At 37.4% G+C, this 13,232-nt stretch carries 9 protein-coding genes, 1 tRNA gene and 4 rRNA genes; 11 read left to right on the top strand and 3 right to left on the bottom strand.

Going from position 1 to position 13,232, the window contains the following annotated elements:
• The first annotated feature begins 3 nt into the window (after positions 1-3).
• Positions 4-79: transfer RNA gene (locus M2214_RS16860), tRNA-Val, on the top strand.
• Between the two features lie 262 nt (positions 80-341).
• Here the strand turns inward: M2214_RS16860 and yiaY are convergent.
• Positions 342-1,496 (bottom strand): L-threonine dehydrogenase, encoded by a 1,155-nt coding sequence (gene yiaY / locus M2214_RS16855; RefSeq protein ID WP_248481156.1) that lies wholly within the window; start codon positions 1,494-1,496, stop codon positions 342-344.
• 279 nt (positions 1,497-1,775) lie between these two features.
• On the opposite strand from yiaY, the gene M2214_RS16850 reads away from it, so the two are divergent.
• From M2214_RS16850 to rrf, 8 genes are all read left to right on the top strand, one after another.
• Positions 1,776-2,624: an AraC family transcriptional regulator gene (locus tag M2214_RS16850; RefSeq protein ID WP_248481155.1), complete on the top strand. Its 849-nt coding sequence runs from the start codon at positions 1,776-1,778 to the stop codon at positions 2,622-2,624.
• An 85-nt stretch (positions 2,625-2,709) separates the two neighbouring features.
• Positions 2,710-2,943: a DUF2508 family protein gene (locus tag M2214_RS16845; protein WP_248481154.1), complete on the top strand. Its 234-nt coding sequence runs from the start codon at positions 2,710-2,712 to the stop codon at positions 2,941-2,943.
• 75 nt (positions 2,944-3,018) lie between these two features.
• Positions 3,019-3,300, top strand: a complete 282-nt coding sequence (locus M2214_RS16840; protein WP_248481153.1) for a pro-sigmaK processing inhibitor BofA family protein — start codon at positions 3,019-3,021, stop codon at positions 3,298-3,300.
• A 257-nt stretch (positions 3,301-3,557) separates the two neighbouring features.
• The gene (locus M2214_RS16835) at positions 3,558-3,974 is read left to right on the top strand and encodes a hypothetical protein (protein ID WP_248481152.1); all 417 of its coding nucleotides are present in this window, start codon (positions 3,558-3,560) and stop codon (positions 3,972-3,974) included.
• A 177-nt stretch (positions 3,975-4,151) separates the two neighbouring features.
• Positions 4,152-4,769: a 50S ribosomal protein L25 gene (locus M2214_RS16830; RefSeq protein ID WP_248481151.1), complete on the top strand. Its 618-nt coding sequence runs from the start codon at positions 4,152-4,154 to the stop codon at positions 4,767-4,769.
• Between the two features lie 277 nt (positions 4,770-5,046).
• Positions 5,047-6,562 (top strand): 16S ribosomal RNA (locus tag M2214_RS16825).
• Positions 6,563-6,649: 87 nt separating this feature from the next.
• A 23S ribosomal RNA gene (locus M2214_RS16820) occupies positions 6,650-9,570 on the top strand.
• Positions 9,571-9,628: 58 nt separating this feature from the next.
• A 5S ribosomal RNA gene (gene rrf / locus M2214_RS16815) occupies positions 9,629-9,745 on the top strand.
• A gap of 19 nt (positions 9,746-9,764) precedes the next feature.
• Here the strand turns inward: rrf and M2214_RS16810 are convergent.
• Positions 9,765-10,535: a GNAT family N-acetyltransferase gene (locus tag M2214_RS16810; RefSeq protein WP_248481150.1), complete on the bottom strand. Its 771-nt coding sequence runs from the start codon at positions 10,533-10,535 to the stop codon at positions 9,765-9,767.
• Between the two features lie 325 nt (positions 10,536-10,860).
• On the opposite strand from M2214_RS16810, the gene M2214_RS18220 reads away from it, so the two are divergent.
• On the top strand, positions 10,861-10,992 hold the full coding sequence (locus M2214_RS18220) for a hypothetical protein (RefSeq protein WP_256466691.1): 132 nt from the start codon (positions 10,861-10,863) through the stop codon (positions 10,990-10,992).
• Between the two features lie 33 nt (positions 10,993-11,025).
• Here the strand turns inward: M2214_RS18220 and M2214_RS16805 are convergent, their stop codons facing one another.
• The gene (locus M2214_RS16805) at positions 11,026-11,223 is read right to left on the bottom strand and encodes a hypothetical protein (RefSeq protein WP_248481149.1); all 198 of its coding nucleotides are present in this window, start codon (positions 11,221-11,223) and stop codon (positions 11,026-11,028) included.
• Between the two features lie 406 nt (positions 11,224-11,629).
• On the opposite strand from M2214_RS16805, the gene M2214_RS16800 reads away from it, so the two are divergent.
• A 16S ribosomal RNA gene (locus M2214_RS16800) occupies positions 11,630-13,145 on the top strand.
• Together the 16S, 23S and 5S rRNA genes form the textbook arrangement of a ribosomal RNA operon.
• Positions 13,146-13,232: the final 87 nt, after the last annotated feature.

Genomic DNA, 13,232 nt, shown 5'->3' with positions numbered 1-13,232 from the left:
ATTGGGCTCATAGCTCAGCTGGGAGAGCACCTGCCTTACAAGCAGGGGGTCACAGGTTCGAGCCCTGTTGAGCCCACCAATTTTGAAAAACACCTTTATTTTAAAGGTGTTTTTTTATTGTTTAAAAAATTATATAACGTTGAATCTATAGATAACAGCAATGGTGAATGTAAAAACTTATGGTTGCTATAAATGAATGTGAAGCTTTGAAAATAATAATCAGAATTTTATAAGGAGATCAATAATAGAAATTTTGTATTAATATATAAAATTAAACCCCCTCAGATACACTATTTATTGTGCATTTGAGAAGGTTCAACTATCTAGTAGATGATTTTTAATTACATAGCGTTTTTATATACTTCAATTATTTCTTCTAGAGAAGCTTGTTTAGGGTTAGTAAATCCGCAAGCATCTTTTAAAGCATTTTCAGAAAGAATAGTTAAATCTTCTTCTTTTGCATCTAGTTCTTTTAATCCAGAAGGAATCCCGATTTTTTTAGATAGTTTTTTAATAGAATCAATAACTTTAATAGCTGCTTTTTCATTTGAAATATTATGAATATCTTCTCCCATAGCTTTAGCAATGTCAACAAATCTATCAGGAACTACTTTAGAATTATATTCCTGAACATGAGGTAGTAATATAGCATTACAAACACCATGAGGTAGATCGTACAAACCACCTAACTGGTGTGCCATAGCATGAACATATCCAAGACTTGCATTATTAAATGCCATTCCAGCTAAAAATTGAGCATAGGCCATTTTGCCTCTAGCTTCTACATTAAAGCCATTATCTACAGCTTCTTTTAGGTTTGTGCATATTAATTCTATTGCCATTAATGCACAAGCATCTGTCACAGGAGTAGCTTGTGTTGACACAAAAGCTTCTATTGCATGAGTAAGAGCATCCATTCCTGTAGCTGCTGTTAACGATGCTGGTTTTTCTACCATTAGTAGTGGGTCGTTTACAGATATAGTTGGAGTTGTATGATTATCAACTATAGCCATTTTTATATGTCTATCCTCATCTGTTATTATACAAAACTTAGTCATTTCACTTGCAGTTCCTGCAGTTGTGTTAATAGCAACTAGTGGAAGCATAGATTTTTTAGATTTATTTACTCCTTCATAATCTTTTATACATCCACCGTTACTTGCAACAATTCCAATACCTTTAGCACAATCGTGAGGAGAACCTCCGCCAAACGAAATAATAAAGTCACATTTATTTTCTTTTAAAAGAGCTAAACCATCTTCAACATTTTTTACAGTAGGATTAGGTTGAGTTTTATCAAATATAACATAATCCATATTACTTTTATCCAATACATCTACTAATTTATGTATCAAACCTATTTTAACTAGCATTTTATCTGTTACTATTAAAGCTTTTTTTAATCCTAGAGATAAAACTTCATCTCCAACTTCGTTTAAACATCCAGGTCCCATCAAATTAACAGAGGGCATATTAAATTTATAAGTGCTGTTCATAAAAAAACCTCCTTGAAATTTATGTTAAAAAAATAACTTAAAATTTATATTTATAATATTAATATAAATAGTTAAATAAAACTAACTCTAAATTTGATAAAATGAGCTAAAAATAAATAAATGTAATTTTAAGATTCTTAAAAAATTAATAGTGAATATAGTATAATGTGTATATAAAAGTAAAAATAAAGTAACAAATTTAGATTATTAGAACTATATAAATTGAATAAGAGATAAAAAATTAACATTATATATATGAACATTTGGAGGAAATTAGATATGATTAATAAGTTTGATAGAAATATTGAGTTAATAGATGGTACTGAAACCGATTACATGAGATTTTTATATTATGATTTCGAAAAACCATATAGTGGATGTTATAAATCTTATGAAAATAATAGAATATGCACTATACTTAACGGCCAAAAAAAACTAAGAGTAGATGAAAGTGATAATTTTTATTATGGAAAAGATGAGTTTATAATATTACCACCAAACTCAAAAGTAGAAATGGAAATGAAGACTCCTACAAAAGCTTTAGTATTAGAGATAGAGCAAGACATAATAAAGAATGTAGTAGATAAAGTTAATTGCGATATCAAAAGCAATATAAATCCTAAATATAAAAATATATTCTTAGGTAAAAAAAATAAAACTATAAATGAAATATTCGGGAAGATTATAAAAACTAATTTCTCGTCAGAAAAAAATAAATATTTTTTGATGGATCTTTATATTCAAGAGATGCTATATAATATTCTAAAAATACAGGGTTCAGAAGATATATTAACAAAAGAACATACTCACCCCATATCAATAGCTACAAAATATATACGTGAGAACTATGATAAAAATATAAAAATAAAAGATATAGCTAGCTATTTAAATATGTCTGAATCGAATTTTTCAATACAGTTTAAAAATATAATAGGAGTGACTCCTAACCTATATTTAAAAGAAATAAAACTTAAAAAATCAATAGATCTTTTGAAAGAAAAGAACGTAACTGAAGTAGCTTATGATTTAGGTTACGAGAATATATCATATTTTATAAGTCAATTTAAGAATAAATATGGACACACACCTAAACAATATCAAAAGATAAAACAAAAAAGAACTCTGTAGAGTTCTTTTTTTTAAAAAAAAGTATATATTTTATCATAAAAGTCCAAAATTAAAATATAAATTTATAATAGGGAGGGGTACATTTATGAGTATTAATTTTTTTAAAAAACAAGTAGATGAAAATGAAGAATTTATGAAAGATTTACGAGAAGCATATATAGATTTAAAATCAGCTGAATCTTTTTTTGATAATGTAAGAGATCCAGATCTAGTAGATTATGCAATATTTAGATTAGAAGCTGCTAAATCTAGGTATTCATATTTTTTAAGAAAAGCAAAAGAAAATGGGATAATTTATAAAGGGGTATGTAATGTATAAAGAACTTTCTAAATGCTATTGATGAGTATTTGATTATAAGATCAATATATAATGGATAAACTTGGGGGGATAAATATGATAGATGTTTTATTACAGGTGAAGCTCATATTATTATATGGAATCATAATACTTAGCATTTATACCATAGCTTTATTGATGATCGGTCCACTGAAGTTGATAGGTAAAATTAGTGCTAAACTAATGGTTGGAGGTCTATGTATATTTATTTTAAATTATGCTTTTAGTATTTTTAATATAAACTTAAACATAGGTATAAACTTGCTAACATCTTTTTGCACAGCTTATTTAGGTGTATTTGGAGTTTTAGCTATATCTTTAATACAATATTTGTTGTAAATTAATAACTGAAATATACATATTACATAACAATGATGTAAATATATTTATTACATATTTAAGAAAAGCTTGTATTTAGGCTTTTCTTTTTTTATAATGAGTAGGAAATTATATTTATATTTAAATTGTGAATAAGTATAATTTATGTTACGAATTTCAAAAAAGTCTACATTGAAAATTTCTAGAATAAAGACTTTTTTATTAAGTTCATTGAAACAACATATGAAGAAATAATTTACTTATGAGGAGATGATTTCATGTTTGTAATATTCAAAGATGAGGTAATAGATAGTAATGATATAAAAAAAATAATATTAGACAATAGCGAATTTAATATATTAGAAGATATGAGTCTAAGATCTAAAAGGGAAGATATAGTTGCATTTAACATGAGTATAAATATAGATGTATTAAATGAAATGTTAAAAGACGATGGATACGATTTAGAAGAAGAAAACAAAGAAGAATTGCTTGATGAATACATGGACTTAGCAGACACTTTAGCTGTTGAACTAGAGGAGTATATGCCTGAAAGAAGTATCTTAAAAGCATATGCTTATAAATATGATGAAGTAGAAGATTGTATTAAATTGGTATTTACTATGTGCCATAGAGAATTAGGAGAATTGAAATTAAGTGATATAGTAAAGAGGTTATTATCTATAGTTGGATAATATATTTAACTTGATTTGTATAAAAATATGTTTATGAAAATATTTAAAGTTAATTATTAATATTTTCATAGATATATTTTATTTATTTCACAAACCAAATGTATAAAAATAAATGTATTAAAGAATAATATAGTGTCAATAATACCTTATGTATAATAAATATAGGAGGTATTATTTATGGAGTTATTATCTAGGAATTCGTTTAGCAACTGTAAAGCTAAAGCAATAAGAAAAAAAGGTTTTGTACCTGGGGTTTTATATGGTAAAAACACAGACTCTATTGGAGTTGCTATGGATAAGAAAGAATTTAAACAAATCTACAGTCAAAATAAAGAAAACAAAGTATTTGATATAGAGTTTAACAATGAAGTTCATAAAGTTTATATACATGAAGTTCAAAGAGACATTATGAATGATAAAGAGTTTATACACTTTGATTTACATAAAGTAACGAACGAAGATTTTATTCATACTCATATACCTATTGTATTGGAGAATAAATCTAAAATAGAAAGTCAAGGATATGTTGTACAGCAGCAACTTCTAGATGTTGAAGTCAAATATGGGGCTTATGATACACCTACACATGTTAGAGGAGATCTATCTTATCTTCAAGAGGGAGGGTCTCTTACAGTTGCAGATTTAAATATACCTCAAGGAGTATCTATTTTAGACGATATGAATTCAATTGTTGCTTCTGTCAATTATCCTAAAACTTATCAAACTTTTGATGAAGAAACTGATATAGATAGAGATTTGACGAAGGAAATGTCACAGACACATAATATGAAATAAATAATTAAGGGTTCTTAACTATAATACAAAAATCATTTAGTTTAGAACCCTCAATTTAAGACTAATTATATAACTTGTTTTCATAAAACAATAAAAACTTTAAAAAAAGTGTTGACGAAATGTTTTAAAGGTGATATATTATTACTTGTCCTCAACAACGAGGCAAACACGAAACACAAAATGAACTTTGAAAATTAAACAGTAGGTTATAAATAAATCACAACAGTGATTTTCGGAAACAACACATAAAGTCAGTTTACTGAGTACTGACAAACTTTTATTTAAGAGTTTGATCCTGGCTCAGGATGAACGCTGGCGGCGTGCCTAACACATGCAAGTCGAGCGGAGATTAAAAAGCTTGCTTTTTAATCTTAGCGGCGGACGGGTGAGTAACGCGTGGGTAACCTGCCCTATACACACGGATAACATATCGAAAGATATGCTAATACGAGATAACACATTTTTAAGGCATCTTAGAAATGTCAAAGCGTTAGCGGTATAGGATGGACCCGCGTCCCATTAGCTAGTTGGTGAGGTAAAAGCTTACCAAGGCGACGATGGGTAGCCGACCTGAGAGGGTGATCGGCCACACTGGAACTGAGACACGGTCCAGACTCCTACGGGAGGCAGCAGTGGGGAATATTGCACAATGGGGGAAACCCTGATGCAGCAACGCCGCGTGAGCGATGAAGGCCTTCGGGTCGTAAAGCTCTGTCCTAAGGGAAGATAATGACGGTACCTTAGGAGGAAGCCCCGGCTAACTACGTGCCAGCAGCCGCGGTAATACGTAGGGGGCAAGCGTTATCCGGAATTACTGGGCGTAAAGGGTGCGTAGGCGGCCTTGTAAGTCAGAAGTGAAAGGCTACGGCTCAACCGTAGTAAGCTTTTGAAACTGCAGGGCTTGAGTGCAGGAGAGGAGAGTAGAATTCCTAGTGTAGCGGTGAAATGCGTAGATATTAGGAGGAATACCAGTTGCGAAGGCGGCTCTCTGGACTGTAACTGACGCTGAGGCACGAAAGCGTGGGGAGCGAACAGGATTAGATACCCTGGTAGTCCACGCCGTAAACGATGAGTGCTAGGTGTCGGGGGTTACCCCCCTCGGTGCCGCAGCTAACGCATTAAGCACTCCGCCTGGGGAGTACGCTCGCAAGAGTGAAACTCAAAGGAATTGACGGGGACCCGCACAAGTAGCGGAGCATGTGGTTTAATTCGAAGCAACGCGAAGAACCTTACCTAAGCTTGACATCCCTCAGACCGCTTCTTAATCGAAGCTTTCCCTTCGGGGACTGAGGTGACAGGTGGTGCATGGTTGTCGTCAGCTCGTGTCGTGAGATGTTGGGTTAAGTCCCGCAACGAGCGCAACCCTTATCTTTAGTTGCCAGCATTTTGGATGGGCACTCTAGAGAGACTGCCGAGGATAACTCGGAGGAAGGTGGGGATGACGTCAAATCATCATGCCCCTTATGCTTAGGGCTACACACGTGCTACAATGGCTAGTACAGAGAGTTGCGAAACCGCGAGGTCAAGCTAATCTCTTAAAGCTAGTCTCAGTTCGGATTGCAGGCTGAAACTCGCCTGCATGAAGCTGGAGTTACTAGTAATCGCGAATCAGAATGTCGCGGTGAATGCGTTCCCGGGTCTTGTACACACCGCCCGTCACACCACGGAAGTTGGGGGCGCCCGAAGTCAGATATCCAACCGTAAGGAGGAATCTGCCGAAGGTGAAATCAATGACTGGGGTGAAGTCGTAACAAGGTAGCCGTATCGGAAGGTGCGGCTGGATCACCTCCTTTCTAAGGAGAAATAACCTACTGTTTAATTTTGAGGGTTTATTCCTCAAAATTAGTACTTTGAAAATTGAACAGATTTAAATAAATTTAGGTTAAGTTATTAAGGGCGTAGGGCGGATGCCTTGGCACCAAGAGCCGATGAAGGACGTGGTAAGCTGCGATAAGCTTCGGGGAGATGCAAGCAATCTTTGATCCGGAGATTTCCGAATGGGGAAACCCACCTAGAGTAATGTCTAGGTATCCTTAGATGAATACATAGTCTAAGGAGGGGAACCGAGGGAACTGAAACATCTAAGTACCTCGAGGAAGAGAAAGAAAAATCGATTCCCTAAGTAGCGGCGAGCGAAAGGGGAAGAGCCCAAACCTATGAAGTTTTCTTCATAGGGGTTGCGGATATGCTCACAAGAAAGAGGTATTGTAGTCGAAGAGGTTTGGAAAGACCCACCATAGAAGGTAATAGTCCTGTAGATTAAACAAGAAGACTTTCGAGCATACTCCAGAGTACCACGGGACACGTGAAACCCTGTGGGAAGCTGGGGGGACCACCCCCCAAGGCTAAATACTTCTTGGTGACCGATAGCGTATAGTACCGTGAGGGAAAGGTGAAAAGAACCCCGGAAGGGGAGTGAAATAGAACCTGAAACCCTATGCCTACAAGCTGTGGGAGCACATTTTTAGTGTGACCGCGTACTTTTTGTAGAACGGGCCAACGAGTTACGATAAGTAGCAAGGTTAAGGACTTAGGGTCTGGAGCCGTAGCGAAAGCGAGTCTTAACTGGGCGATTCAGTTACTTGTCGTAGACCCGAAACCGAGCGACCTACCCATGGCCAGGATGAAGCGAAAGTAAAATTTCGTGGAGGTCCGAACCCACGCACGTTGAAAAGTGCGGGGATGAGCTGTGGGTAGAGGTGAAATTCCAATCGAGCTCGGAGATAGCTGGTTCTCCCCGAAATAGCTTTAGGGCTAGCCTCAAGCTTAGAGATGAGGAGGTAGAGCACTGAATGTCCTAGGGGCCCTGTGGGTTACCGAAGACTATCAAACTCCGAATGCCTTTATCTTTTGCTTGGGAGTCAGACTGTGGGTGATAAGATTCATAGTCGAGAGGGAAACAGCCCAGACCGTCAGCTAAGGTCCCTAAATGTAAGTTAAGTGGTAAAGGATGTGGGATTGCACAGACAACCAGGATGTTGGCTTAGAAGCAGCCATTCATTCAAAGAGTGCGTAATAGCTCACTGGTCGAGTGATCCTGCGCCGAAAATTATCGGGGCTAAAACTTACTACCGAAGCTACGGCATTGACTTTGTCAATGGGTAGGGGAGCATTCACTGCGGGTTGAAGCTAGACCGGAAGGACTAGTGGACTGCAGTGAAGAGAGAATGTTGGCATGAGTAGCGAGACGTAGGTGAGAATCCTACGGGCCGAAAACCCAAGGTTTCCTGAGGAAGGTTCGTCCGCTCAGGGTTAGTCGGGACCTAAGCCGAGGCCGAAAGGCGTAGGTGATGGACAACAGGTTGAGATTCCTGTACTACCGATAATCGTTTGAAGAATGGGGTGACGCAGAAGGATAGGCTATCCTACTATTGGATATGTAGGTCCAAGCATTAAGGGAGCATTGATAGGCAAATCCGTCGGTGCAATCCTGAGGTGTGATGGGGAGCGAAATTTAAGTAGCGAAGTAGTCGATTTCATGCTGCCAAGAAAAGCCTCTACTGAGATTAAAGGTACCCGTACCGCAAACCGACACAGGTGGGTGAGAAGAGAATTCTAAGGCTAGCGAGAGAACTTTTGTTAAGGAACTCGGCAAAATGACCCCGTAACTTAGGGATAAGGGGTGCCTCATTAGGGTGTATGCCCGAAGAGGCCGCAGAGAATAGGCCCAAGCGACTGTTTACCAAAAACATAGGTTTCTGCTAAGTCGAAAGACGATGTATAGGAGCTGACGCCTGCCCGGTGCTGGAAGGTTAAGGGGATGTGTTAGACATTAGTCGAAGCATTGAACTTAAGCCCCAGTAAACGGCGGCCGTAACTATAACGGTCCTAAGGTAGCGAAATTCCTTGTCGGGTAAGTTCCGACCCGCACGAAAGGCGTAACGATTTGGGCACTGTCTCAACAAAAGACTCGGTGAAATTGTAATTCCGGTGAAGATGCCGGATACCTGCGACAGGACGGAAAGACCCCATGGAGCTTTACTGTAGCCTGGCATTGGATTTCGATATTACATGTACAGGATAGGTGGGAGACTGAGATACGAGAACGCCAGTTTTCGTGGAGTCATCCTTGGGATACCACCCTTGTAATATTGAGATTCTAACCATAGACCATGAATCTGGTCTTGGGACACTGTCAGGTGGACAGTTTGACTGGGGCGGTCGCCTCCCAAAATGTAACGGAGGCGCCCAAAGGTTCCCTCAGCACGGTCGGAAATCGTGCGAAGAGTGCAAAGGCAAAAGGGAGCTTGATTGCAAGACATACAGGTCGAGCAAGGACGAAAGTCGGGCTTAGTGATCCGGTGGTTCCGCGTGGAAGGGCCATCGCTCAACGGATAAAAGCTACCCTGGGGATAACAGGCTTATCTCCCCCAAGAGTCCACATCGACGGGGAGGTTTGGCACCTCGATGTCGGCTCATCACATCCTGGGGCTGTAGTAGGTCCCAAGGGTTGGGCTGTTCGCCCATTAAAGTGGTACGCGAGCTGGGTTCAGAACGTCGTGAGACAGTTCGGTCCCTATCCGTCGCAGGCGTAGGAAATTTGAGAGGAGCTGTCCTTAGTACGAGAGGACCGGGATGGACATACCTCTGGTGCACCAGTTGTCACGCCAGTGGCATAGCTGGGTAGCTATGTATGGAATGGATAAGCGCTGAAAGCATCTAAGCGCGAAGCCAACCTCAAGATAAGATTTCCCATCTTTATGAGTAAGATCCCAGGAAGACTACCTGGTTGATAGGTTCAAGGTGTAAGCTCAGTAATGAGTTCAGCTGATGAATACTAATAGATCGAGGACTTAACCAAATTTTAAATCTGATCAATTTTGAAAGTATTAATCTTAATACTTAAAACTAAAAGATTATGTGGTTATTACAGCAAGGAGGATACACCTGTTCCCATTCCGAACACAGAAGTTAAGCTCCTTAGCGCCGATGGTACTTGGGGGGCAGCCCCCTGGGAGAGTAGGACGTAGCCACGTAATCTTTTTTTATTTTTTGTTATGGATTGTAACAAGTCCATATACCTATATCTTTAAATCCTAATTTTTTATACATTTTCCCAGCTTTAGGGTTATCATAAAAAAGACATAGTGTTTTATTTTCTTTTAAAAGCTCCATACATATATGAGATACGCAAGCTGAAGCATAGCCTTTTTTTCTGTATTTCGGATGAGTACATACACCTATAATCATAGCAGAATTAGTATTTTCAGCTGTGGTTTGTGAAATTGAAACAATTTCTTCGTCTTCTTCTATATAATAGGCTCTACCACTTTCAAAATTTCTCTTAACTATTTCTAATGGAAAGTCATCAAACTCATCAATCGATTGATGAAGTTTTATTATATTTTGGACTTTATCTAAGCTTAATTGCTTAATTCGATTAGATAAGTTATTAATTTCTAAATCTGAAATATTATCTAATTTGCAAAAATGCATATCATTTCTTTGACTAAATTCAAATAGATTTTGAAATTGTTCTATTATAGTTTTCTCGCCAGATAAAGCTTTAAAATCTATATTTTTCATAATATTATAAAAGCCATTAAGATCAAATTTATCCCTAGAGTAAAATATAAGATTATAGTGATATCTTAATAATACTGCTATTAGAGATCCATTATCATTGATTTCTCCCCAAATCTCTTGAAAATCTTTATCATATCCGTAGTTCTCAAGATCCCCTATAATAAAAAGATTGACTTCACTTTCTTGTTTTAAATATTTCGTTAAAAGATTATTGTAGCTATCATTTAATTTTATAATCATAGACTGTACCCCCAAAGTAAAATGTAAGAAAATTTTGTGAGTAATATTATTCTATATAAACTAAAGATAACCTTTGTTTTTAGATGAATTCCTCAATATCTTAAATCAGATTCATTTTTATCTGAAAGTTTTAAAATTCTATATCAATTAAGTTTCGCTTTATAGAAATATTTTTACTAATGAAAGTATAATATGGCCTATATTTGCGTAGAATTTATAATAAAGGCGATTTATTTTTATAGCAAAAATTTTAAAAATAAAGAAGGAAATAAAGATAAAAAAATAGAAATAGTAAGAATACATATTGAATATGGGATGTGATAAAATGAAAAATAAAAAAATATTATATTTTAATCAATATATAAATAGAGTAGATAAAGATGAAAAACAAAGAAAAGAATTGATGAATCTCATAAAAAAAATAGCAAATAATCTGACTAAAGAAAGTGCATTATAAAGGAGCCTGGTGGCTCCTTTATGGATTTTACAACTATCTGAAATTAAAACCATCTATATATGATCTTAACTCATCAAACTCTGTAGAATCTTGTAATTCTACTACCTCACTTCTTTCCATTTCGAAATTTTTTAGATATACAGAAAATGTATTTTGATTAGTAGAATCATAATAAATACATCTATAGCCATCTTCATATAGTTTTTTTAAATGACTTAATTTATCATTCATAAAAACACCACCTTTTTAATAATAAATAGAAAATTATAGATTCTAATATTATTTTTTTCAATATGAACACTAAATATTCAATTGAGCCTATAAAAAATAATTTTTAAATTATAAAATTTGTTGGTTAGAATATTTTATTACAAAAATAATGAACAACGAATTTTATGTAGGAAGATACATATGTGAATTTGTGGATATATTAGAGAATAAAAAAAAGTAATAAAAACTTTAAAAAAAGTGTTGACGAAATGTTTTAAAGGTGATATATTATTACTTGTCCTCAACAACGAGGCAAACACGAAACACAAAATGAACTTTGAAAATTAAACAGTAGGTTATAAATAAATCACAACAGTGATTTTCGGAAACAACACATAAAGTCAGTTTACTGAGTACTGACAAACTTTTATTTAAGAGTTTGATCCTGGCTCAGGATGAACGCTGGCGGCGTGCCTAACACATGCAAGTCGAGCGGAGATTAAAAAGCTTGCTTTTTAATCTTAGCGGCGGACGGGTGAGTAACGCGTGGGTAACCTGCCCTATACACACGGATAACATATCGAAAGATATGCTAATACGAGATAACACATTTTTAAGGCATCTTAGAAATGTCAAAGCGTTAGCGGTATAGGATGGACCCGCGTCCCATTAGCTAGTTGGTGAGGTAAAAGCTTACCAAGGCGACGATGGGTAGCCGACCTGAGAGGGTGATCGGCCACACTGGAACTGAGACACGGTCCAGACTCCTACGGGAGGCAGCAGTGGGGAATATTGCACAATGGGGGAAACCCTGATGCAGCAACGCCGCGTGAGCGATGAAGGCCTTCGGGTCGTAAAGCTCTGTCCTAAGGGAAGATAATGACGGTACCTTAGGAGGAAGCCCCGGCTAACTACGTGCCAGCAGCCGCGGTAATACGTAGGGGGCAAGCGTTATCCGGAATTACTGGGCGTAAAGGGTGCGTAGGCGGCCTTGTAAGTCAGAAGTGAAAGGCTACGGCTCAACCGTAGTAAGCTTTTGAAACTGCAGGGCTTGAGTGCAGGAGAGGAGAGTAGAATTCCTAGTGTAGCGGTGAAATGCGTAGATATTAGGAGGAATACCAGTTGCGAAGGCGGCTCTCTGGACTGTAACTGACGCTGAGGCACGAAAGCGTGGGGAGCGAACAGGATTAGATACCCTGGTAGTCCACGCCGTAAACGATGAGTGCTAGGTGTCGGGGGTTACCCCCCTCGGTGCCGCAGCTAACGCATTAAGCACTCCGCCTGGGGAGTACGCTCGCAAGAGTGAAACTCAAAGGAATTGACGGGGACCCGCACAAGTAGCGGAGCATGTGGTTTAATTCGAAGCAACGCGAAGAACCTTACCTAAGCTTGACATCCCTCAGACCGCTTCTTAATCGAAGCTTTCCCTTCGGGGACTGAGGTGACAGGTGGTGCATGGTTGTCGTCAGCTCGTGTCGTGAGATGTTGGGTTAAGTCCCGCAACGAGCGCAACCCTTATCTTTAGTTGCCAGCATTTTGGATGGGCACTCTAGAGAGACTGCCGAGGATAACTCGGAGGAAGGTGGGGATGACGTCAAATCATCATGCCCCTTATGCTTAGGGCTACACACGTGCTACAATGGCTAGTACAGAGAGTTGCGAAACCGCGAGGTCAAGCTAATCTCTTAAAGCTAGTCTCAGTTCGGATTGCAGGCTGAAACTCGCCTGCATGAAGCTGGAGTTACTAGTAATCGCGAATCAGAATGTCGCGGTGAATGCGTTCCCGGGTCTTGTACACACCGCCCGTCACACCACGGAAGTTGGGGGCGCCCGAAGTCAGATATCCAACCGTAAGGAGGAATCTGCCGAAGGTGAAATCAATGACTGGGGTGAAGTCGTAACAAGGTAGCCGTATCGGAAGGTGCGGCTGGATCACCTCCTTTCTAAGGAGAAATAACCTACTGTTTAATTTTGAGGGTTTATTCCTCAAAATTAGTACTTTGAAAATTGAACAGATTTAAATAAATTTA

This window comes from Tepidibacter aestuarii (assembly GCF_934924865.1).
GTDB lineage: Bacteria > Bacillota > Clostridia > Peptostreptococcales > Peptostreptococcaceae > Tepidibacter_A > Tepidibacter_A aestuarii.
The sequence above is the reverse complement of the archived record's forward strand: the minus strand, read 5'-3'. Positions and strand labels throughout refer to the sequence as shown.

Excerpts from the sequence above, each read along its gene's own strand:
- M2214_RS16845 (WP_248481154.1), top strand. The coding sequence starts at position 2,710 with ATGAGTATTAATTTTTTTAAAAAACAAGTAGATGAAAATGAAGAATTT.
- M2214_RS18220 (WP_256466691.1), top strand. The coding sequence starts at position 10,861 with ATGAAAAATAAAAAAATATTATATTTTAATCAATATATAAATAGAGTA.
- M2214_RS16840 (WP_248481153.1), top strand. The coding sequence starts at position 3,019 with ATGATAGATGTTTTATTACAGGTGAAGCTCATATTATTATATGGAATC.
- M2214_RS16835 (WP_248481152.1), top strand. The coding sequence starts at position 3,558 with ATGTTTGTAATATTCAAAGATGAGGTAATAGATAGTAATGATATAAAA.
- M2214_RS16810 (WP_248481150.1), bottom strand. The coding sequence starts at position 10,535 with ATGATTATAAAATTAAATGATAGCTACAATAATCTTTTAACGAAATAT.
- yiaY (WP_248481156.1), bottom strand. The coding sequence starts at position 1,496 with ATGAACAGCACTTATAAATTTAATATGCCCTCTGTTAATTTGATGGGA.
- M2214_RS16805 (WP_248481149.1), bottom strand. The coding sequence starts at position 11,223 with ATGAATGATAAATTAAGTCATTTAAAAAAACTATATGAAGATGGCTAT.
- M2214_RS16850 (WP_248481155.1), top strand. The coding sequence starts at position 1,776 with ATGATTAATAAGTTTGATAGAAATATTGAGTTAATAGATGGTACTGAA.
- M2214_RS16830 (WP_248481151.1), top strand. The coding sequence starts at position 4,152 with ATGGAGTTATTATCTAGGAATTCGTTTAGCAACTGTAAAGCTAAAGCA.